The sequence below is a fragment of the Pyramidobacter piscolens W5455 genome (genome assembly GCF_000177335.1).
GTDB lineage: Bacteria > Synergistota > Synergistia > Synergistales > Dethiosulfovibrionaceae > Pyramidobacter > Pyramidobacter piscolens.
In genome coordinates, this window is the sequence record NZ_ADFP01000023.1 from 1 (window position 1) to 21,617 (window position 21,617).

General features: G+C 61.0%; 19 protein-coding genes, 1 rRNA gene and 1 riboswitch. Of the genes, 19 read left to right on the forward strand and 1 reads right to left on the reverse strand.

Features of this window, described 5'->3' with window-relative positions:
• Positions 1-149 precede the first annotated feature (149 nt).
• The 9 genes from rrf to HMPREF7215_RS01615 all read left to right on the forward strand — a co-directional run bounded on the left by rrf (position 150) and on the right by HMPREF7215_RS01615 (position 11,361).
• Positions 150-259: ribosomal RNA gene (gene rrf, locus HMPREF7215_RS01575) — 5S ribosomal RNA — on the forward strand.
• Between the two features lie 281 nt (positions 260-540).
• Entirely contained in the window at positions 541-1,533 is a 993-nt protein-coding gene (gene argF / locus HMPREF7215_RS01580) for an ornithine carbamoyltransferase (RefSeq protein ID WP_009163827.1), read from the forward strand.
• Positions 1,534-1,617: 84 nt separating this feature from the next.
• Positions 1,618-2,997, forward strand: coding sequence for an alanine/glycine:cation symporter family protein (locus HMPREF7215_RS01585; protein ID WP_009163828.1), 1,380 nt, complete (start codon positions 1,618-1,620; stop codon positions 2,995-2,997).
• 97 nt (positions 2,998-3,094) lie between these two features.
• The gene (locus HMPREF7215_RS01590; protein WP_009163829.1) at positions 3,095-4,252 is read left to right on the forward strand and encodes a CD0519/CD1768 family membrane protein; all 1,158 of its coding nucleotides are present in this window, start codon (positions 3,095-3,097) and stop codon (positions 4,250-4,252) included.
• Between the two features lie 9 nt (positions 4,253-4,261).
• Positions 4,262-6,751, forward strand: a complete 2,490-nt coding sequence (locus tag HMPREF7215_RS01595; protein ID WP_009163830.1) for an AAA family ATPase — start codon at positions 4,262-4,264, stop codon at positions 6,749-6,751.
• Positions 6,752-6,786: 35 nt separating this feature from the next.
• The gene (gene arcC, locus HMPREF7215_RS01600) at positions 6,787-7,716 is read left to right on the forward strand and encodes a carbamate kinase (RefSeq protein WP_009163831.1); all 930 of its coding nucleotides are present in this window, start codon (positions 6,787-6,789) and stop codon (positions 7,714-7,716) included.
• Between the two features lie 50 nt (positions 7,717-7,766).
• Positions 7,767-9,098, forward strand: coding sequence for a helix-turn-helix transcriptional regulator (locus HMPREF7215_RS01605; RefSeq protein WP_009163832.1), 1,332 nt, complete (start codon positions 7,767-7,769; stop codon positions 9,096-9,098).
• A complete protein-coding gene (locus HMPREF7215_RS01610; protein ID WP_009163833.1) occupies positions 9,095-10,261 on the forward strand; it encodes an ornithine cyclodeaminase family domain in 1,167 nt (388 codons plus the stop codon). The genes HMPREF7215_RS01605 and HMPREF7215_RS01610 overlap by 4 nt, the downstream gene beginning before the upstream one ends.
• Entirely contained in the window at positions 10,258-11,361 is a 1,104-nt protein-coding gene (locus HMPREF7215_RS01615; RefSeq protein ID WP_009163834.1) for a putative NPN-dependent ornithine cyclodeaminase, read from the forward strand. The genes HMPREF7215_RS01610 and HMPREF7215_RS01615 overlap by 4 nt, the downstream gene beginning before the upstream one ends.
• Positions 11,362-11,475: 114 nt before the next feature.
• Here the strand turns inward: HMPREF7215_RS01615 and HMPREF7215_RS01620 are convergent, their stop codons facing one another.
• Entirely contained in the window at positions 11,476-12,138 is a 663-nt protein-coding gene (locus tag HMPREF7215_RS01620) for a L,D-transpeptidase family protein (protein WP_009163836.1), read from the reverse strand.
• A 142-nt stretch (positions 12,139-12,280) separates the two neighbouring features.
• A riboswitch (cobalamin riboswitch) is annotated at positions 12,281-12,449 on the forward strand.
• A gap of 150 nt (positions 12,450-12,599) precedes the next feature.
• Between HMPREF7215_RS01620 and HMPREF7215_RS01625 the strand changes: the two genes are divergently transcribed.
• From HMPREF7215_RS01625 to HMPREF7215_RS01670, 10 genes are all read left to right on the forward strand, one after another.
• On the forward strand, positions 12,600-13,607 hold the full coding sequence (locus HMPREF7215_RS01625; protein ID WP_009163837.1) for an ABC transporter substrate-binding protein: 1,008 nt from the start codon (positions 12,600-12,602) through the stop codon (positions 13,605-13,607).
• Positions 13,608-13,971: 364 nt separating this feature from the next.
• On the forward strand, positions 13,972-14,976 hold the full coding sequence (locus tag HMPREF7215_RS01630) for an ABC transporter substrate-binding protein (protein ID WP_009163839.1): 1,005 nt from the start codon (positions 13,972-13,974) through the stop codon (positions 14,974-14,976).
• Entirely contained in the window at positions 14,977-16,038 is a 1,062-nt protein-coding gene (locus HMPREF7215_RS01635; protein ID WP_009163840.1) for a FecCD family ABC transporter permease, read from the forward strand. It begins immediately after the preceding gene.
• Positions 16,035-16,820, forward strand: a complete 786-nt coding sequence (locus HMPREF7215_RS01640) for an ABC transporter ATP-binding protein (protein ID WP_009163841.1) — start codon at positions 16,035-16,037, stop codon at positions 16,818-16,820. The genes HMPREF7215_RS01635 and HMPREF7215_RS01640 overlap by 4 nt, the downstream gene beginning before the upstream one ends.
• Positions 16,821-17,088: 268 nt before the next feature.
• The gene (locus HMPREF7215_RS01645; protein ID WP_009163842.1) at positions 17,089-18,540 is read left to right on the forward strand and encodes an amidase; all 1,452 of its coding nucleotides are present in this window, start codon (positions 17,089-17,091) and stop codon (positions 18,538-18,540) included.
• 84 nt (positions 18,541-18,624) lie between these two features.
• The gene (locus tag HMPREF7215_RS01650; protein WP_009163843.1) at positions 18,625-19,320 is read left to right on the forward strand and encodes a DUF5058 family protein; all 696 of its coding nucleotides are present in this window, start codon (positions 18,625-18,627) and stop codon (positions 19,318-19,320) included.
• A gap of 13 nt (positions 19,321-19,333) precedes the next feature.
• Positions 19,334-19,990 carry a hypothetical protein gene (locus HMPREF7215_RS01655; RefSeq protein ID WP_009163844.1) on the forward strand — a complete coding sequence of 219 codons (657 nt, stop codon included), beginning with the start codon at positions 19,334-19,336 and terminating at the stop codon, positions 19,988-19,990.
• Positions 19,991-20,083: 93 nt separating this feature from the next.
• Positions 20,084-20,599, forward strand: coding sequence for a pyridoxamine 5'-phosphate oxidase family protein (locus HMPREF7215_RS01660; protein WP_009163845.1), 516 nt, complete (start codon positions 20,084-20,086; stop codon positions 20,597-20,599).
• Between the two features lie 76 nt (positions 20,600-20,675).
• A complete protein-coding gene (locus tag HMPREF7215_RS01665) occupies positions 20,676-20,858 on the forward strand; it encodes a hypothetical protein (protein ID WP_040550111.1) in 183 nt (60 codons plus the stop codon).
• Positions 20,859-21,590, forward strand: a complete 732-nt coding sequence (locus tag HMPREF7215_RS01670) for a DMT family transporter (protein ID WP_269621654.1) — start codon at positions 20,859-20,861, stop codon at positions 21,588-21,590.
• Positions 21,591-21,617 lie beyond the last annotated feature (27 nt).

The window sequence follows — 21,617 nt, forward strand, 5'->3', positions numbered from 1 at the left end:
CTTTGTCCCTGCGCTTGCGGAACTGGCCGACGCGCAAAGAACGAAAACGAAAGTCCGAAAATAAACGAATACGTTCGCCTGAAAAAATTTAGCTTTCGCACTGTTGCGGCCAGGCCATGACGGCGGCGGGAGTCTGATGGAACAGAGGAGCTGGTGAGAATTGCGGAGGGGGTCCATCCGGTCCCATGCCGAACCCGGAAGTTAAGCCCTCACGCGCCGATGGTACTGCGATTCGCGGGAGAGCAGGTCGTCGCAAGTTTCTCTTTGAACCCTTTCGTGTTACGCTTTAAAAATATCATGTCATCGTACGAGAATTGCAAACAATTTTTAAGGCGGCGGCGCTCAAAGGCTGTTGCCGTCAGGATTGAACTTTAAGGGAGCTCGGATGTCCGGGCTCCCTGTTTTCTATTCTGCAAAAAAAGTCAAATAAATGAAAGAGAAATGTCTCACAAGTGTTTCGTATTTTTTGTAGAATAAATAAGTCAATTAGTTTTAAGCGTAAATCGTGACACACATTCTCATACTTTCAGGAGGCGCCACATGGCTAAGAATTTCCGCGGCAAGAATTTTTTGAAACTGATCGATTTTTCGTCTCAGGACATTCGTTATCTGCTCGAGATGGCGAAGAACTTCAAGTCGATGAAGCGCGCCGGCGTTCCGCATCGCTATCTCGAGGGCAAGAACATCGTTCTGCTCTTCGAAAAGACCTCGACGAGGACTCGCTGCTCGTTCGAAGTGGCCGGCGCCGATTTGGGTATGGGTGTGACCTATCTCGATCCCGCCGGTTCGCAGATGGGGCACAAGGAAAGCATCAAGGACACGGCCCGCGTGCTGGGACGCATGTTCGACGGCATCGAGTACCGCGGTTTCTCGCAGAAGACCGTTGAAGAACTGGGGGCCTACGCCGGCGTGCCGGTGTGGAACGGCCTGACCGACGAATGGCATCCCACGCAGATGCTGGCCGACCTTTTGACGATCGAAGAACACTTCGGCCACCTCAAGGGGTTGAAATTCGTCTACATGGGCGACGCCCGCAACAACGTGGCTAATTCTCTGATGATCGCCTGCGCCAAAATGGGCGTCAACTACGTCGCCTGCGCTCCCAAGGAGCTTTTCCCCGATCCCAAGCTGGTCGAGACGGCCAAGGAAATCGCCAAGGAAAACTTCTGCACCGTCACGCTGACGAGCGACGTCGATGAAGGCACGAAGAACGCCGACGTCCTCTACACGGACATCTGGGTCTCCATGGGCGAGCCCGCGGAGATCTGGGAACAGCGCATCAAGCTGCTGAAGCCCTATCAGATCAACGCCAAAGCCATGAAGAACGCCAACGAGCAGGCCATTTTCCTGCACTGCCTGCCCTCCTTCCACGACACCGAGACCAAGGTCGGCAAGGAGATCGCCGAGAAATTCGGCATCACCGAAATGGAAGTCACCAACGAGGTCTTCGAGTCGAAGCAGTCGTACGTTTTCGATCAGGCCGAAAATCGTATGCACACCATCAAGGCGGTCATGTACGCCACGCTCTGCTAAGCGGGAAAACGACGACCGGCGTGTGTCCGCCGCGCCGAGCGGCGGCGCACGCTACCGTGTATAAACACAGAGGGAGGAATCGTTATGGATTCAGCGTTCATGCAATCTGTTATCAAAAATGTGGTTGCGCTCACCGACTTTTTCTGGGGATGGCCGATCCTGCTCCTGCTCATGGGCGGCGGCGTCTGGATCATGTTCCAGCTGCGTTTTGTGCAGTTCAGGTATTTCCCTACGATTATGAAGGAAACGTTCGGCAAGATGTTCAGTTCGAGCGTCGGCGGCGAAGGGACGGTCTCGCCGTTCCAGGCGGCTTCGACGGCTCTTGCTTCGTCGATCGGCGCGGCGAATATCGTCGTCGCCCCGGCGATCATCTTCATGGCGGGCCCCGGCGCCGTGTTCTGGATGTGGGTGGCCGGCGTCATCGGCTGCAGCACGAAATTCGCCGAGGTGGCGCTGAGCATCAAGTATCGTGAGACCAATACCGACGGCGATTATGTCGGCGGCGCTTCCTACACGTTCAAGAACGGCATCGGCGGCGTCCTTGGCAAGATCATGGGCTGGACGGTCGCGTTTTTCTTCATGCTCGAGATCCTGCCTTCGATCACGCTGCAGACCCTTTCCGCGGCCGGCCCGATCGAACAGCTCGGCCTCAGTTCGAAAGTCTCCGTCGTCGTCATTTTTATTCTCGTCTCTCTCGTCGTCTTCGGTGGCGTCAAGAGGATCGGCCAGGTCACCGAGAAAATGGTTCCCTTCATGGCCGGCCTCTACGTCATTTTCGGCCTTGTCATCATTTTCACGCACGCTTCCAAGGTCCCCGGCGCGCTGCTTTCCATCTTCCAGGGCGCGTTCAATCCTCAGTCCGTCGCCGGCGGCATCGTCGGCGCCACGCTGGCCAAAGCCATGCAGAAGGGCATCGCCCGCGGCTGCTACTCGAACGAAGCCGGTATGGGTTCCGCTGGATACGGTCATGCCGCCGCGATCACGGACCATCCCGCGCGTCAAGGTATGTGGGGCATTTTCGAGGTCGTTGCCGATACGCTGATCGTCTGCTCCATTTCCGCGCTGGTCGTCCTCGTCACCGACGTCTGGAAGAATCCCGCCAATCAGAACATCGCCATCCATCAGGCCTTTACCGCCCAGTTCGGCGCCTTCGGCAGCGTGCTGATCTCCATCTGCCTCTTCCTGTTCGTGCTTTCGACGATCATCGTCATCGTCTTCTACGCCGAAAAGCAGGCCGAATTCTGCTTTGGCACGGCCGTCGGCAAGATCGTCCGCGTCGTCGCCAGCCTGATGATCCTGCTCGGCGCTTTCATCTCCTTCGAGCACGCCGGCGTGTTCCTCGACTTCACGCTCGGGCTGGTGGTCTTTGTCAACATGCTGGGCATGGTGATGATGAGCGGCAAGGTCAGGGCGATCGTCGACGATTTCTTCGGCAATCCCAAGTATTTTCCCGGCAAAAAGTAAGCGTCGTCCGGGAATATAGATAAGCATCCAATCGGCGGGCAGTGCGGTTTATCGCGTGGCGTTAAACCGCACTCCCTGCTCTCTTACAGGAGGAACAATGAAGGCGAACGGGGAAACTGTCAAACTCAAGAAGGAGATCGGAAAAGAGGCTTTTGTTTTCCTTTTCTTTTTCCTTGCCTTTTTCGTAGGGATCGGCAGCGTCATGGGCTGTGCCAACATGTTCAAAACAATGATGCTGACGGGGTATCAGCTGCTGACGTCCGTCTGCTTCCATCTGATGGCGGTGTCGGTGCTGGCTGGCGGCGCGGCCGGACTTCTGTCGGAGTTCGGCGTGATCGCGCTGATCAACCGCGTGCTGCGGCCCGTCATCTATCCGCTGTACGGCCTTCCCGGCTCGAGCGCTCTGGGCATCATGAACTGCTATCTGTCGGACAATCCGGCGATCCTGGCCTTCGCCCAGGACGACAACTTCAAGCGCTATTTCAAGAAATACCAGATGGCGGCGCTGACGAATCTGGGCACGGCGTTCGGCATGGGGTTGATCATCACGACGACGATGATGAGCCTGTCCGTGGACGGCGCCATGAAGGCGGCTCTGATCGGCAATCTGGGGGCGATCGCGGGCTCCGTCGTCTCGGTGCGCCTGATGCTGCGCAAAACGAAGGCCTATTACGGCGTCGACGCGGCGATGTTGACTTCCGGAGGCGAGACGATCCCCGCGGACATGCGCGTCGTTCGCGAAGGGTCGGTGGGATCGCGCTTCATCCAGTCGATGCTGCACGGCGGCAAGAGCGGCGTCGATATGGGGCTTTCCATCATTCCCGGCGTGCTGCTGATCTGCACGATCGTGCTGATGCTGACGAACGGCCCCGGCCCGGACGGCGTTTACACCGGCGCGGCGGGCGAGGGCGTAGCGCTGCTGCCGATGATCGGGGCGAAGCTGCGTTTCCTGCTTGATCCGCTCTTCGGCTTCCAGTCGCCCGAAGCGATCGCCGTGCCGATCACGGCGCTCGGCAGCAGCGGCGCGGCGATCGGCATGGTAGGCGATCTCGTGAAAAAAGGCGCGGCGACGGGCAACGACCTGGCGGTTTTCACGGCCATCTGCATGTGTTGGAGCGGTTATTTCTCGACCCATATCGCCATGATGGACGCGCTCGACATGAAGGAAATGACCGGCAACGCCATTCTCTCGCACACGATCGGCGGCCTCTGCGCCGGCATCGCGGCGCATCTGCTCTGGATGCTGGTCGGCTAGCGGAGCTCCATGGACTCTTCGAAGTTTTCTCAGGAGGCGCTGCGCGTCTTCGCGGAGGCGAAGAATATCGCTATCCGCTGCGACCACGCGGAGATAACGGATCTTCATCTCTCGCTGGCGATCCTGCGCCAGAAGGAAAGCGAGATCAAATACCGGCTTCTGGAAGCGGGGGTCGATCTTCTTTCATACGAACGAAAACTGACGGAAGCGCTGCAGGATCGCCGCGCTACGCCCGGCGTCAGCAAACTGTATTACAGCCGGCAGTATCACAGGATCGTCCTGGTCAGCGGCGAGATCTCGCGAGCCTCGTTCGACGCCTACGTGCGTACGCCACACCTGTATCTGGCCATTCTGCGCGATCGCGAGTCGCCGTCCGCGGCGATCGCCGCCGAGTTCGGCGTCACCGTCGAATCGGTCCAGTCGATGCTGGCGGCCCGTCTGACCGCGTCCGACGAGCTTGGCATCAGCCCCGAGCAGATGGAGCAGCTGAACCGCTTCGGTCGCAACTTTCTGAAAGAAGCCCGCGAAGGCCTGATGGACCCGGTGCTGGGACGCGACGAGGAGATCAACGAGTGTTTCCGCGTCCTCTCGCGCCGTCTCAAGAACAATCCCGTCCTGATCGGCGAAGCCGGCGTTGGCAAGACCGCCGTCGCCGAGGGCATCGCCCAGCGCATCGCCAAACAGGACGCGCCGGCGCTGCTGCGCGGCCGCATGGTCTTTTCGCTGGACATGGCGGCGTTGGTAGCGGGCACGAAGTACCGCGGCGACTTCGAGGAGCGTCTCAAGGAGATCCTCGAAATCATCAAAGCCTCCAAAGGCCGCATCATCCTCTTCGTCGACGAGCTGCACACCATCATCGGCGCGGGCAGCGGTTCCGGCTCGATGGACACGTCCAACATCCTCAAGCCCTTTCTGGCCCGCGGCGAGATCCTCATGATCGGCGCCACGACGGTCGAGGAATACCGGCGCTACATCGAGCCGGACCGGGCGCTGGAACGGCGCTTCCAGAAGATCCTCATCGAGGAACCTTCCGAAGAGGCGGCGCTGTCCATGCTGCGCGGCGTCGTCTCGAAATACGAAACGCACCACCGCGTCCGTATCGCCGACGGCGCGCTCATTGCCGCGATTCAGCTTTCGAAGCGTTACATCACCGACCGTTACCTGCCGGACAAGGCCATCGACCTGATCGACGAGGCCGGCGCGATGGTGCGCATGAGCATGGACTCCATGCCGCAGGAGCTAGACGAGTGGAACCGCCGCATCATCCAGTGGGAGATGGAACACATCCTGCTGCTGGACGAGGCGGATCCCGCGGCGCAGCGGCGGCGGCAGACGCTGGAAAAACAGCTTGCGGACGAACGCGCCCGTTACGAAGAGCGTTTCGCCGCCTGGCAGAAGGAAGTGGAGCGTCTCGACGAGCTGTCGCGCCTCAAGGAGCTTCGCGACGAAGTGCGCCGCAGCCTGGAAGACGCCCAGGAAGCTCACCGCGTCGACGACGTGAAACGCTTCGTCGCGGAACGGCAGGCTTTCGACGCCAAGATCGCGGAGATCGAACGGATCGGACCGCACTACCCCGTTTCGCGGGAAGTGACGGAAGAGGAGATCAAGCGCATCGTTGCCGTCCGCGCCGGCATCCCGCTGTCGAGCATCGGCCGCAGCGAAAGCGAAAAGCTGGAGCAGGCCGGAAAGAGCCTGCTTGCCGAGTTCGTCGGCCATCGCGACGCGGTTTCCGCCGTTCGGCAGAGCATCCTGCGGGCACGCAGCGGCCTTATGAAGCGCCGCCGCCCGGTGGGCAGCTTCCTGCTGGTCGGTCCCTCCGGCACCGGCAAGAGCTATCTGGCGGAACTGTTCGCGAAGCATTATTACGAAGACGAACGTTCGCCGTTGTCCTTCAACATGCGCGAGTTCACCGACAAAGCTTCTGTCAATAAACTGATCGGCGCGCCGCCCGGCTATGTCGGACACGACGCGGCCGGCGCTCTGACGGAAGCGGTGCGCCTGCGCCCTCACAGCGTGATCGTCTTCGAATCGGTCGATCATGCCGGCGCGGAAGTGCTGAGTTTGATCGCGCGCCTCGCCGCCGACGGCGAGATCGCCGACAACAGGGGGCGGACCGTCGACTTCCGTAACGCCCTGCTCTTTTTCACCGTCACCAGCACGGACCGCGATCCGCCGGTGCGCGAACTGCTGCGGGACGGACTCGACGGCGTCTATTACTTCGAGGACTTTTCGCTGCGGGAGCGCCGGGAACTGCTGACACTCCGCCTGCGGGAACTGCAAAGAGAGCTTGAGGAAGAGCAGATCGAACTGTCGTGGGACGAAGCGACGCTCGACGCCGTCACGGCCGGTTTCGACCGCGCCGAGAGCGGCGCTCATCCTGTTGCCGGGTATATGGAGCGGACCGTCCTCGCCGATCTGGCTGCGAAAAAACTACTCGGCCGGTTGCGTCCCGGCGCGCGCGTCGTCATAAGGACCGGCGGCGCGGATGTCGTTTCCTGAAAAAGGGTTTCCATTTAAGAGGATAGGAGATTATAATGAAAAAAGTAGTCATTGCGCTGGGCGGCAACGCCCTTGGAAACACGCCTGAGGAGCAGAAGGAACGCGTCAAGCACTCCGCGCGTTCCATCGTCGATTTCGTGCAGTCCGGCGTGCAGGTGCTCGTGTGCCACGGCAACGGCCCGCAGGTCGGCATGATCAAGAAGTCGATGGATATCGCCGCCAAATCGGGCGAGAAGCTGCCGTTCGTGCCGTTCCCCGAGTGCGGCGCCATGAGCGAGGGATACATCGGCTATCATCTGCAGAACGCCATCTGCAACGAGTTCCGCGTCAGAAAGATGAACGACAGCGTCGCCACTCTCGTGACGCAGGTCCAGGTCGACGCTTGCGACCCGTCCTTCCAGCGCCCGACCAAGCCGATCGGCACCTTCATGAGCAAGGAAGACGCCGACAAACTGGCAGCTGCGGGCGTGGCCGTGGCCGAAGACGCCGGCCGCGGCTACCGTCAGGTCGTCGCCTCTCCGGCGCCTGTCCGCATCGTCGAGGAAGAGGCCGTCCGCAAGCTGCTCGACCAGGGCGTGACCGTCATCGCCGGCGGCGGCGGCGGAGTGCCCGTCGTGGAGAAAGACGGCGTGCTGACGGGCGTCGACGCGGTGATCGACAAGGACTTCACGTCGGTGAAACTGGCCGAGACTGTCGACGCCGACGTGGTCGTCATCCTCACCGCCGTGGAAAAAGTGGCGATCCGCTTTGGCACGCCGGATCAGCAGTGGCTCGATAAGCTGACGGTGGCCGAAGCCAAGAAGTATATCGAAGACAAAGAGTTCGCCGAAGGTTCCATGTTGCCGAAGATCAGAGCGGCCATCAAGTTCGCCGAGTCGAAACCGGGCCGCAAGGCGCTGATCACGTCGCTGGAGAAGGCGAAGGAAGGTCTGGAAGGCTCGACCGGCACCTGGATCCAGGCGTAGCGCCGCGGGCCTTCGGGACGCCGGAGGCGCCGGCAAAAGGGGGAGGACAGATGACTTCCCGGAAAAATCCCGGACAGAGGAAGCGCGTGGAGATTCAGGAGTTTTACCGCACGGCGTCCCGAGAGGGCGTCGCGACCTATTTCGAAGTGCAGTCGGACAGCGCGCCGACGAAGCCGCTGCTGCACAAAAACAGCCGCTTCCTCTACGTCCTTTCGGGAAAAGGCACGATCAGGATCTACGACAAAAACTATACGATGGAGCCGGGAGCGGTTATCGCCCTGCTGCCATGGGAAATTTCCGAAATCGTCGAAGTGAAGGAACCGCTGTGCTATTACCTGCTTATCTATCCGTTCGAGTTTCTGAATTTCATCGTCAAAAACCAGTTCAACATCGAAAACGAGAAATTCGACATGGTCACGCTTCTGTACCGCTACGGCGGCGTGCGCGTCCCGGAGCGGGAGCGCTCGCGCGTCAGGGCCCTCTTCGACGAGATCCGCCGCGAGATCGAACCGGTTTCCATCGCAACGTCCGCCGTCCGCCAGTCGTGGTCCGACCTGTACCTGACGGCGAAGCTGGTGGAACTGGTCGTCCTCTACCTGCGCTTGGCGCAGGACCAGGAAGAACGTTCCGACGGACAGGCCCGTCTTGAAAAAGAGGAAGAAAGCTGTTCCCCCCACATTTTTCAGTACATGTACCTGAATCTGCACCGCAAGCTGACGCTTCAGGACTTGAGCCGGATCTATTTTGTCAGCGAAGCGTCGCTTTCCCGCTACATCTTCAAGGTGACCGGGCTCGGTTTTTACGAGCTGCTTCAGGAAATGAAGCTGTCGAAGGTCATGTTTCTGCTGCTGCACACGAATATTTCCCTGGCGGAGATCGCCGACATCCTCGATTACTCCGACATATCGCATCTGTCCCGCGTCTTTTCCGACCAACAGGGGATCGGAGCGCAGCAGTTCCGCCGCTGCTACCGGAACAATCCCGGCGTCTCCATGGTTTTGCCCGCGCCGAAAGCCGGCAAGATCATCGAATACATATATCGGAATTTTGCGAGCGATCTTACCGTTTTGGACGTGGCGGAGCGGTTCAATGCCTCTCCCAGGATGGTCAACGAGTCCCTGGGCTACATCGTCGAGATGAACTTTACGAATTTCCTGAATTACCTGCGCATCCACGAGGCGGCGAACCTGCTGCTTCGCACCGATCAGTCGGTGACGGATATCGCGTTTCAGGTCGGCTACAATTCACTGCGGAGTTTCAACCGTAATTTTCTGAAATGGCTGAAAGTTACGGCCAGCGAGTTTCGAGAACGAGTGACGGAACAGAAAGACACGGTGGACATCGGCCACCTGTTTCGTTTGTCCAGAGAGGAGCAATCATGAAGTTTGAAATGCCTGTCTTTGCGTGCCCCGACTTCAATGACGCGAAGTTTCGGGGAGCGGGCGAAGTGAAATGCGCGAAAGTCGAGAAGAAAGGCGTGGCGCCGCGCGGCTTTTATCTGACCACCCATCTGCCAACCTTTTATCGCTGCAACGGAACGTGGCAGCTTCCCGAGCACAATTCGCTGAACTGCGTGGCCGTGCTCAAAGAGGGGAAAATCGCCGTCACGGAGATCCGCGACCTCGAAGTGGGGGACGAGGTCGTTCTGGGGCGCGCGACCGACGGCTCCGAGGGCGTCCTCGTGTACAAGGAAGGCTTCCCCGAAAGCGTTTACGCCGCGCCCGGCCGCGCCGTGGAGACCGCCTACACGACCGATTACGAACAGCTGTTCGCGCAGCTCGAGTACGAGCGCGACAACGGCGGCTACATCGTCTGGGTGCTCGGCCCCAGCGTCGTCTTCGACTACGACACGCGCGTCGCCCTCAACCACCTGGCCGAGAATGGCTACATCAGCTGCATGATGGGCGGCAACGCCATGGCTACGCATGACCTCGAGGGCGGTTTCCTCGGCACCGCGCTGGGACAGAACATCTACACGCAGGAAAACCAGCCGATGGGACACTACAACCACCTCGACCTGCTCAACGAAGTGCGCGCGGCCGGCTCCACGAAAAAATTCATCGACGAAGGCCACGTCAAAGACGGCATTATCAAGACTCTCGTCTCGATGAACGTGCCCTTGGTCCTCGCCGGCTCGATCCGCGACGACGGCCCGCTGCCCGAAGTGATCGGCGACACCGACAAGGCGCTGACGGAGATGAAAAAGCACCTCGACAAGGCCACGCTGATCATCGGCATCGCCACGATGCTGCACAGCCTTTCCGTCGCCAACATGGCGTCGAGCTATCACGTGCGAAAAGACGGCGCCATCACGCCGGTCTACATGTACTCTATCGACATCACCGAAAACGTCACCAACAAGGTGGTCGCGGCCCGCGAGCGCATCGCCGTCGTGCCGATGAACACCAACGTCCAGGACTTCGTCGTCAACTGCGAACGCGCGCTGATCGGCGCCGTCGCCCGGGAGCAGGTGGAGGCGATGGAAGTCCCCGCCGAGGAATTCGTCGTCGTCAAAAACGCGCAGCGCGAGGAGGCGGGCAAATGAATTTCGAAATGCCGAAATATCGCCACCCCGATTTCGAGCAGGAGTTCCTCAAGAACGCGCCCAACTGCCGTCTCGAAACCGTCGAGCGCGACGGGATCAGCCCCCGTCATTACCACGCCCTGTCGGTCTACCCCGAGTACTTCAAGATCAACGGCACGTGGGTGCTGGCGACGCAGAGCCGCATGGACACCGTCTGCGTGGCCCGCGACACGCCCGGCCGGGAGCGCGTCGAGATCGTCGAGTTCCGCAACTTGAAAAAAGGCGACAAAGTCGTGATCGGTCGTACCGAAGACGCCAGCGAGGGCATCTACGTGTGGACGCAGGGCTTCCTCGCCGAAACCGCGACCTCCGACACCTTCGCTTTCCGCGAAGGCCGTTCGCGCGAGACCGCCTACTCGCTCGACTACGACACGCTCTACGAAGTGCTGCGGCACGAGCGCGAACACCGCGGCTACGTGACGCTCGTCGTCGGCACGGCGCTGGCCCTCGACCAGAATTCGCGCCTGGCGCTCGAGCGCCTGATCCGCAACGGCTACGTGCAGGCGATCTTCTGCGGTTCCGAAACCGCCGCTTTCGATCTCGAGCGCGGCGTCTTTGACACGTCGTGGGGACAGAAAATCTTCGAACACGAGCAGAACAGCACCTACAACCTCTACGACACCATCAACCTCGCCAACTCCTACGGTTCGTTGGAAGCGCTCGTCGCCTCCGGCAAGGTCAAAGACGGCTTCGTCAAGGCCTGCGTCGAGTGCGGCACAGCTCTGGTCATGGCCGGCACCATCCGCGACCGCCTGGCCCTGCCCGGCGCCTGCAACAACGTCTACGCCGCTCAGAACGCCATGCGCGTCCACGCCCGCAAGACCTCGACCATGATCATGATGTCGGCGATCCTTTACACTATCGCCACCGGCAACATGACCCCCTCGTACAACGAGTTCGACGGCGTCGTCCGTCCCGTCTACATGTATACCGTCGACGTGCAGGAATTCGCCGTCAACAAGCTGTCCGACCGCGGCACCGTCACGGCTGTCAGCATGGTCACCAACACGCAGGATTTCGTGCGCAACCTCGACCGCGCGCTGAACAGGCCTCAGGATTGATTCGCGGCGATAAAAACTGCCCCGCCTTTCTCGCTTGCCGAAAAAGGCGGGGCAGTTTTTTATCGCCGCGGCGAATGATGAAAGAAATGGCTTTTGTATTTGGTATGGCTCCGTCTAAAAACGGGCGAGACGCTCCGCTTTCGGGACGATGACGATCCAGGCACCGTCGTGGCACTGGCGCAGCAGCTCGATCATGTCCCGGCGTTCGAGCGAGAGGCAGCCGGCGGTGGTCCAGTGGCGGCGGGATTTGACGTGGACGAAGATGGCCGACCCTCGTCCCGGCACGGCGGGGTCGGCGTTGTAGCCGACGGCCATGGCGTAATCGTACTGATAGTAGTCGGCCAGGTGTTCGCCGTGGATTTTTTTCGCGCTCTCCACCCAGGTGTTGTAGATTTTCGGCTGGTTCACGTCGTCGGCCCAGTAGGAGTTGGGAGTCACCGGGCGCCATTTCATGGCTGTGCCGGGGTTGGGCTTGTTGCCGAAGGCGTGCAGGATCGGGAAGGCGCCGACGGGCGTCTTCTTGTCGCCTTCGCGCTTGTTTTCCGTCAGTCCCAGCTTGCCGTAGCCGCACGGCGCTTCCAGCGTCTTTTCCCAGGCGCCGGCGTCGCTTTTCTTCCACAGAGAGAGCGCACGGTCGACGACGAGGATGATCTCGCCGGTCTTCTGCGCCGTCCGCGACGCGGCGAGCAGCTCGCGCAGATCGGCGGCCATGGCGGGCGCAGCCAACGCCGCGGCGGCGAAAAGCGCCGGGAAAATCTTTGCAAGAGTACGCTTCATAACGAGCAACCTCCTCTTTGGAATGATTCCATTGGGTGAGCCAAGCATAGCACAAAAGCGCCGCGCTGTCTGCGCGGGCTCCGCTTCAGTTCCGTCCTGTCTCAAGATTTGACAAGGGCGCCCGAAGGCGCTTAAAATATGTGAAAATGGAACGTCGCCGGGCGTCGGAAGCAGGTGAAAGTCCTGCGCGGCCCCGCCACTGTAACCCCTGACGAAGCGGTATTACGCTCACTGAAGGTCTTGTGCCCTTTGGGAAGAGTCCGCGCAGGAAGAAGGGGAGTCAGGATACGCGCCGGGCGACGCGAAGGAAGGCTTTTGCGCGGGCGAAATCTTTTCAGGGCAGCAGACATCACTGTCTCTAAAGGCACGGCCGCGGACCGTGTCTTTTTTTATGCCCGCGTTTTCTATAGAGGCGAGCCGGCGGGGGCCGGGTCACGTTTTTTGCGCAGGAGGTTCACAGCATGAAAAAGGTTCTTCGCAGTTTTCTTGTGGCAGCCGCTTCACTGGCCATGGCCGCGGCATCCTTCGCGGCGGAAACCGTTTATCCCGTAACCGTCGACAACGGCAATCGCCGGATCGTCTTCGAGAAGGCGCCCGAGCGCGTCGTCACCAACGGCGACAGCAACATCATCGAACTGATGTTCGCGCTGGGGCTCGAAGGCCGCATGGCCGGCTACGCGGGTTTCCCCGAGTACGGCGGGCAGGTCTCGCCGGAATACCGGGAGAAGCTCAAGGCGATCCCCATCGCCGCGCCCGGCTACATCACGCTGGAGGCTCTGCTCGGCGCCAATCCCGACTTCTTCCTGTCGGGCTACAATTACGGGCTCGACATCCCCGGCAGCACGGCCGGCGGCGCGATCACGCCCGAAGAGCTGGAAAAGCACGGCGTCAAGAGCTACGCCATCACCGAGTCGCTGATCCACGTGATGAAAAAAAACGTCGTCAGCCTCGAAGACACTTACGCCGATCTCGCCAATCTGGGCGTGATTTTCGACGTCCAAGACAAGGCGCAGCAAGTCATCGACGGCATGAAATCGCGCGCCGCAGCAGTGGAGGCCAAACTGGCGCAGATCGATACGGCCAAGCCTCTGAACGTGTTCATCCACCCCACATGGGGCGCTCCCGATCAGCCGCCCCGCTCCAACGGCGCGCAGGCCATGCCCAGCGCCCTGGTGGCGATGGTGGAAGCGCGCAACATCTTTGCCGACGTCGACAGCAGCTGGATCAAGGTGACATGGGAAGAGGTCGTCGCGCGCAATCCCGACGTGATCCTGCTGCTCGAAGCCGGCACGACGAACGGCGAGGAGCGCAAGAAGCTGCTGCTCGAAAATCCCGCGCTGCAGGGCGTGAACGCCGTGAAGGACGGGCGCGTTTACATTATCCGCATCGAAGACGCCTACCCCGGCCCCCGCGCTATCCGCGGACTGGAACTGATCGCCAAAGCTTTCTATCCCGAACTGTTCAAGTAAACGAAAGCGTTTTTTCGGAAGACGTGCCGCCGCGTCTGGGGGACATCCCACGATGCAGAAAGACGGGCGGCGTTCGTCATGCGTCAAAAAATGTAGGCCCTGTTCGCGCGGAGCGAGCCGCGGAACGGGGCTTTTTTCCAAGAGGGCCGCGGCCTTTCGGGATCGCGTTGTTTATACTAATTCTTGATAGAAAGTGTTGACATAGTTTTCTGGGCGCAGCGAGGGAGTTCAGTCGCTCAGAACTATCTCGACTGCTATGCAGTCTGCGCAGTTCGCTTTGTGAATCTCCCTCGCAGCGCCCTTGTGTTCGTCTTTTTGATTAAGAAATAGTATTAATCGTCTTAACTGAATCGGAGGTCTTACGATGAGAAAATCGCTTTGCGCCGTTCTTGCGGCGCTGCTGAGCGCCACGCTTTCCGCCGCGGCCGTGGGCGCGGCGGAAACGGTCTACCCCGCAACGGTCGATAACGGCAACCGCAAAATCGTCTTCGAAAAAGCTCCCGAGCGCGTCGTCACCAACGGCGACAGCAACATCATCGAGCTGATGTTCGCGCTCGGCCTCGAAGACAAACTCGTGGGCTATGCGGGATTCCCCGGCTCGAAACACCAGGTCTCGCCCGAATACCGCGAAAAACTGGCGAAGATCCCCGTGGCCCAGGAAGGCTACATCACGCTGGAAACGCTGCTCGGCACCGATCCCGATTTCTTCCTGTCTGGCTACAACTATGGCCTCGACATCCCCGGCAGCACGGCCGGCAACGCCGTCACGCCCGAAGAGCTGGAAAAGCATGGCGTCAAAAGCTACGCCATCACCGAATCGCTGATCCGCGTGATGAACAAGCCGCCTGTGACGTTGGAGGACACTTACAACGACCTGCGCAACCTGGGCGTGATCTTCAACGTGCAAGACAAAGCCGAGGCCGTGATCGCCGGCATGAAGGCGAGAGTATCGGCCATACGGGAAAAGCTTGCCGGCGTGAAGGCGACGCCATGCGTGTTCATCTTCCGCAGCTTCGGCACGCCGAACGAAGACGCACCGCGCGCCTGCGGCGGTCAGGCCATGCCCAGCGCTCTGCTTCGCCTCGCCCATGCCGGCAATATCTTCGACGACGTCGAAAGCAGCTGGATCAAAGTGACGTGGGAAGAAGTCGTGGCTCGCGACCCCGACGTCATCCTGATCCTCGAATACCGCGCCACGCCGGAAAACGAAAGCAAGGCCATGCTGCTCGACAATCCAGCGCTGCAGGGCGTCAAAGCCATCCGCGACAAAAAGCTGATCTACATGTCGGTGGACGAAGTCTATCCGGGGCCGCGAGCCGTTCGCGGACTGGAACTGATCGCCCGCGGGCTGTATCCCGGGAAGTTTTAAGTGGGCCGGTTCTTTGCCAAACGGAATCTGGCACCGCTGCTGATCGCCCTGACGGTCCTGCTGTTTTTCAGCGTAACGCTGGGAGTGTCGATGGGGACGGCCCCGCTGCCGTTCCGGCATGTGTGGGGAATCATCCTCCATCAGATATTTCCGGAATGGAGCTGGATCGGCGCAGAATGGCCGCGCAACGAAGTGGGCATTGTCTGGATGATCCGTTTCCCGCGCGTGCTGCTCGGCGCTGTCGTCGGCGCGGGGCTTGCCACCGCGGGGGCGGTGATCCAGTCACTGGTCCGCAATTCGCTGGCCGATCCTTACCTGTTGGGGATTTCTTCGGGTGCATGCGCGGGGGCGGTGTTCGCCATGCTTTTCATGACGCGGGTCTTCGGCGCCGCGCTGACCGGCATGTCGGGAGTTTCCGCGCTGGCCTTTGCCGGCGCGGCTTTGGCTTTCGTGCTGGTTTTTGCCATCGCGCGCCAGGGCAGCGGCCTGACCCCGGTGCGCATGGTCCTGTCGGGACTCGCCGTTTCGTACGTGTTTATGGCCGTGACGAATTTCATGGTCTATCTGGAACAGCGCAACGGCGCCGAATCGGCGATGTTCTGGATGCTCGGCGGGCTCGGCGGCGCAAGATGGGATCGCCTGCCGCTGCCCTTTGTCGCGCTGGTCGCCTGTCTCGTGCTGTTCATCGCCCAGTCGCGCCCGCTCAACGCCTTGCTGCTGGGCGATGAGAACGCGGCGGCGCTCGGCGTGGATGTGGCGAAATTCCGCCGCCTTTTGTTCACCGCCACTTCGGTATTGACCGGGGTGATCGTGGCGGTCAGCGGTTCGATCGGTTTCGTCGGATTGATCGTCCCGCACGCCGTGCGGCTGCTGGTCGGTTCCGACCATCGCCGCCTCCTGCCGGTGGGCGCGCTGGCGGGAGCGAGCTTTTTGATCTGGACGGACGTGTTCGCGCGCACGGCCCTGGCTCCGCGGGAACTTCCCCTGGGCATCGTCACTGGTTTCATCGGCGCGCCGTTTTTCATCTGGCTGCTCAAAAGCGGCGGGCGAGGTCCGCGATGAAGCTGGCGGTCACGTCGCTGCGCTGGGGAGTTGGAGCCGGGGACATCGTGCGCGGCGTGGACCTGAACGTGGAACGCGGCGAGTTCGTCGGCGTCATCGGCCCCAACGGCAGCGGCAAGTCCAGCCTGCTGCGCTGCGCGTACCGCGTCAACAAGCCGCGTTTCGGTTCGATCCTGCTGGACGGCGAAGAAGTATGGAAGCTACGCGCGCGGGAATTTGCGCGCCGCGCCGCGGCGGTGCCTCAGGAGATGCCGGGGCAGTTCGACTTCACCGTGCGCGAGATCGCGGCGATGGGGCGTTATCCGCACAAAAAGGCCTTGCAGCGCGACGACGCGCACGATTTCGCGCTGGTGGACCGTGCTTTGGAGTACGTGGGGATGCTGGATCGCGCCGGGCGCTCCTTCGCTTCGCTCTCCGGCGGCGAAAAGCAGCGTGCGCTGATCGCCAGGGCTATCGCGCAGGAAGCGGATTTTTTGATCCTCGACGAGCCCACCAATCACCTCGACATCTATTACCAGCTCGAGATCATGGACCTGCTGCGCAGCCTCGGCGTCACATCGCTCGTCGTCATGCACGATCTGAACCTGGCGGCGCAGTACTGCGACCGCGTTTACGTGATGAAAGACGGGCACGTCTTCGCCAGCGGCGCTCCAGCCGCGGTGCTCACGCCCGAACTGATCCGCGCCGTTTACCGGGTGGAAGCAGGCGTCGCCCCCGATCCCGCCACGAAGCGACCGCGGATCAGCTTTCTGCGCCGCCTCGGCGCCGATGAGAGTCTTTAAGAGCGCTTCTTACGCCCCGAAAGAAATCCCCCCTGCCACAGAGTTTGGGAGACGCGAAGCTCCTATAAGAACGCGACGTCCGGCGAGCCAGTAACCGCCGGACGTTTTTCGTGAGCGCAAGCAAGAAATTTCTCTTGCCTTTCCGCCGACGGCGTGTGAAAATTCTGTCAAGGGGCGATATTCCCGTCCCGAGTCGATCGTTCGCGGCGAGATCCGCAGGACGACAATCAGCGCGTTTGTCCAGGCATACCAGAAAGGGGTAATTCTCGTGAGCAATGCTGTAGTCGAAATGACGGCTGTAGAACTGTCCAAGGCCATCCACGCCGGGAAAGTTTCCTGCCGCGAGGTGATGGCCTCCTATCTCGATCACATCGACAAGACCAATCCCCGCGTCAACGCCATCGTCACTCGCGTCGACGGCGAGGCGCTGCTGGAAGAGGCCGGGAAAAAAGACGCCGAGCTGGCATCCGGCAGGGACAACGGCTGGATGCACGGCTTCCCGCAGGCCGTGAAGGATCTGGTTCCAACCAAGGGCATCCGTACCACCAAGGGTTCGCTGCTTCTCAAGGACTGGATCCCCGACGCCGACGGCGCCATCGTCACCGCGATGAAGCGCGACGGCGCCATCATCATTGGCAAGACCAACACGCCCGAGTTCGGCTACGGTTCCCAGTCCTACAACGAAGTGTTCGGCGCCACCGGCAATCCCTACGACGAGAATCGCACCAGCGGCGGCTCGTCAGGCGGCGCGGCCTGCGCCGTCGCCCTGAGAATGCAGGCCGTGGCGGACGGCAGCGACTTCATGGGCTCGCTGCGCAACCCGGCCGGCTGGTGCAACATCGTCAGCCTGCGCCCATCCATCGGCGCTGTCCCTTCCGGCGGCACCGAACTGTTCACCAACTCCATGAGCACGAACGGTCCGATGGGGCGAACTGTGGCCGACGTGGCCCTGCTGTTCGCCACCATGGCCGGTTACGACGCCAAGTTCCCGCTGAGCCGCGAGGCGGATCCGCGCGTAAAAGCGCTGACGCCGGCGAACGTGCGCGAGGCGCTGAAAAAGGACCAGAAAGGCGTCCGCGTGGGCTGGATCGGCGACTGGGGCGGCGCGCTGCCCACCGAGCCCGGCGTCATGGAAACCTGCCGCGCGGCCGTCGAGCGCATGAAGGACTTCGGCGCGGTGGTCGAGGACATCGAGCCCTTTTACAATATGAACGAGTTCTGGGAAACCATCTGGCTGCCCATCCGCCATTACTGCGCGTCCTCGCTGAAGCCGTGGTACGACAAGTGCCGCCAGAACCTGATGAAGCCGGAGAGCCGCTGGGAGTACGAGGGTTCGCTGACCATGAGCGCCCAGGAGGTGTACCGCGCCTTCGAGAAGCGCACCGAGTTCTATCACTCCATGCTCAGGGTTTACGACGACTACGACTACATCGTCTCGCCCACCGCCTGCTGCTTCCCCTTCGACAAGAGCGTTCACTGGCCCGAAGCGATCGACGGCACGCCGATGCGTACCTATCACAATTGGATGGAGATCGTCACGCCGTGGACCATGGGCGGCAACGCGGTCTGTACGGTGCCGGCCGGATTCGGCGGCGCAAATCGCCTTTCCATCGGCCTGCAGCTGGTCGCCGCGCCTCATCGAGAGTTCGAGGCGCTGCAGTTCGCCTCGGCCTACGAAGCGGTCACCGGTTTCGTCGACAAATTCCCGCCCGAATTCTAGTTTTTTCGCAAAAACGTTCCGGAACTGTTCGATTCGCTCTGCGCTCTCAAAATTTTCGTCATCCGTCCAAGGAGGAGCTCTTTTATGGAAGAACTGTTGAAGATCGGCAACGCGGCGCCTTTCTGGGGATGCGCCGCCCTCAGCGTCGGCATCGTCGTGTTGCTGGCGCTCCGCTACGTAAAGCTGGGCTACAAGTTCGCCGGCAGCGTCGGCCTCGACAGGAGCACCTGCAATCGCGCTTTCAAGAGCGGCATGATCTCCGCCACGGGCCCCGCCATCGCTCAGGTCATCGTCATTCTGGCCATGATTTCGGTCGTCGGCGGCCCCATCTCCTGGATTCGTCTGTCCATGATCGGCTCGGCCGCCACAGAACTGACCGCCGCCCGCACCGGCGCCGCGGCCTGCGGCGTGGAACTGGGTGGCGCCGGCTACGGTCTGGATCAGATGGCCGTTTCCTGGTTTACGATGAGCGTGAACGGCTGCGGCTGGCTACTGATGGTGTGGCTGTTCACCCACAGGATGGACAAAGTCAGCGACAGGATCGGCGGTACTGACAAGGCATGGCGCGCCATTCTCACCGCTACGGCGAGCATCGGTCTTTATAGCCACATGACCAGCCCCTATCTGGTCAAGTTCAGCGGCCGCACCATTGCCGCGATCGTCGGCGCTGCTTCCATGTTCGTACTGATTCAGCTTGGCAAGAAACATCCCTGGCTCAAAGATTATTCGCTGGGCTTCGCCATCATCGCCGGCCTGATCGGCGGTTACTTCTTCATGTGAGGAGGCCGTTCCCATGGATTTCAGAACAGAATGGAACAAATCGGTCGTTCGCGTCGGCCGCGTCACCATGCTCCTGGCAATCTGCTGCAGCTTCCTGCCCAATCTCATCCTCTCGCTGTTCTATGGCGCCGCGCCGAGCGTCGGCGACTTGCTGGTCGGCTGGGGACAGATCGCCGCGGCCTATGGCGCGTTTTACGTCATCGAACCGATCACTTACTACACCGTGCTTGGCACGGCCGGCTCCTACATGGGGATCCTCGCCGGCTCCATGGGACAGATGCGCGTCCCCGCCGCCGCTACCGCGCTTGACGTTACCAACAACGAGGCCGGTTCCGACAAGGGCGAGATCATCTCCACGATGGGCATCGCCGGTTCGATCGTCACCAACATCACGATCCTGACGATCTTCGTCGTCTTCGGCTACCAAATCCTGGGCGTTCTGCCTCAGACCGCCAAAAACGCGATCTCCAATCTGATTCTGCCGGCGCTGTTCGGCGCCGTGCTGATGCAGTTCGTGGTCAAGAAGCCCCGTATCGCCCTGTACGCGCTGCCGCTGGTGCTGCTGGTGCGCAAGTTCGTCCCGCTGCCCAGCTGGGGTTATATCCTCATCGCCGTGTTCGGCAACATGGTCATCTCCAAGTTCGCCTATAAGGCCAAGTTCATCAAGTAGCGCTGCGTTTCGATTTCGTCTCGTCGGCCGGCTGCGGGACAGCCTGTCGCCGCCGGCGCCGTTTCGTCAATTGATTTGTCTGGGGGGATTTTTATGAGAAGAAAAGACCGCGAAGTGACGTCGGAGGCATGGATCCGCAAGGTCCTCGAAGAAGCCGAGATCCTTCATCTGGCGCTGATCGATCCGCAAGGGAAGCCCTACTCCGTGCCGGTCCACTACGGCCTGGGGGACGGCTGCCTTTACATCCACGGCGCCATGCAGGGGCGCAAGGCGGAAACGATGCGGGCGCACCCCGACGTGGCTTTTCACGTCGTCGCTGCTTACGAGATGGTTCCAAGCCCCGTCAAGGCCGGCTATAAATGGGGCATTTACCGCAGCGTCATGGGCGAGGGCAAGGTGCGCGTCGTCACCGATCTGGCCGAAAAGCGCCGCGCCATCGACCTGCTCCACGCCCATTACGACGACGTCAGGGAGAACTATTCCGTCGCCGACGCCAAACTGGAAAAAGTGGTCAACGTGTTGGCGATCGAGATCACGTCGCTGACGGGCAAGACCAAGGGCTATCCCAATCCCGACAATCCCAAAGCCGTTGTCGTCAAAAAAAGCTGAGCCGCGTCCGAACGCGTCCGTTGGGGGTGAAGCGCTCTTCGCGGCGACGCTTTGAAAAGGAGATTTTTCCTCTGCCATGAGTCGTACGTTGAAAGGCATTCTGCTGGCCGGCACGACCGGTTTGTGCTGGGGGCTGACCACGCTGGCCACGAAACTGATCGGCGGCGCGGGCGTGGCGGTCTCCACGGCCGTTTTCGCCCGCATGGTGGTCGTCGTCGCTGCGCTTGGACCGTGGCTGCGCCTCCGCCATCCGGAGTAGCTGAAAGCTTCGCGCCGTGATTTCGCGCGGATCTTTCTCTTTTCGCTGCTCGGTCCTTCCGGGCTGTATCTCGGCTTCATGCTTTCCGTCGTCTATCTCAGCGCGCCGACGGCGCTGGTGCTGCACTACACCTATCCGATCCTCACGGCCCTGTGTTCGCCGCTGATCACGGGCGAACAGCCAAGCCGCCTGGATTTCGCGGGAGCGTGCCTCGTTACGGCGGGCGTAACCTGTTCCGTGCTGACGCCTGAGTGGACGCTGAACACGCAGATCGACGTGCGCGGTCTCCTCTGGGGAGCCGTGGCCGTCGTCGGTTTGGCCGGCCAAACGTTGCTGGTGCGCGCTACGGTCACAAGGGGCGGCATCGGGCGCTGGGGCTTTTTCTACTACACGCACCTGGGCGGCATGTTCTGGATCGGTCTTTATATCACGCTGACCGGTCAATGGGGCGAGTTCGCCCGTATCACGCCCTACATCGCCGCGCTGGTGTTGGTGCCCACGCTGACGGGGTGCTTGCTGGGCTACTCGCTTTACTACAAGTCGCTGGAATACGTTCCCGCTTCCGTCTCAAGCCTGATGGCTTCGCTGGAGATCCTTTCCGGCACCGCGCTGACCGCGCTGGCAACGAACGTGGCGCCCACGGCGCCGGAGATTGTCGGTTGCGTCTGCATTTTCGCCGCCATTGCACTGGTGTCGCTTTCGCGCCTGGAAAAAGTCCCGCTCCGGTCGTGATTTCGTTTTCGGGCGCAGACTCTCGAT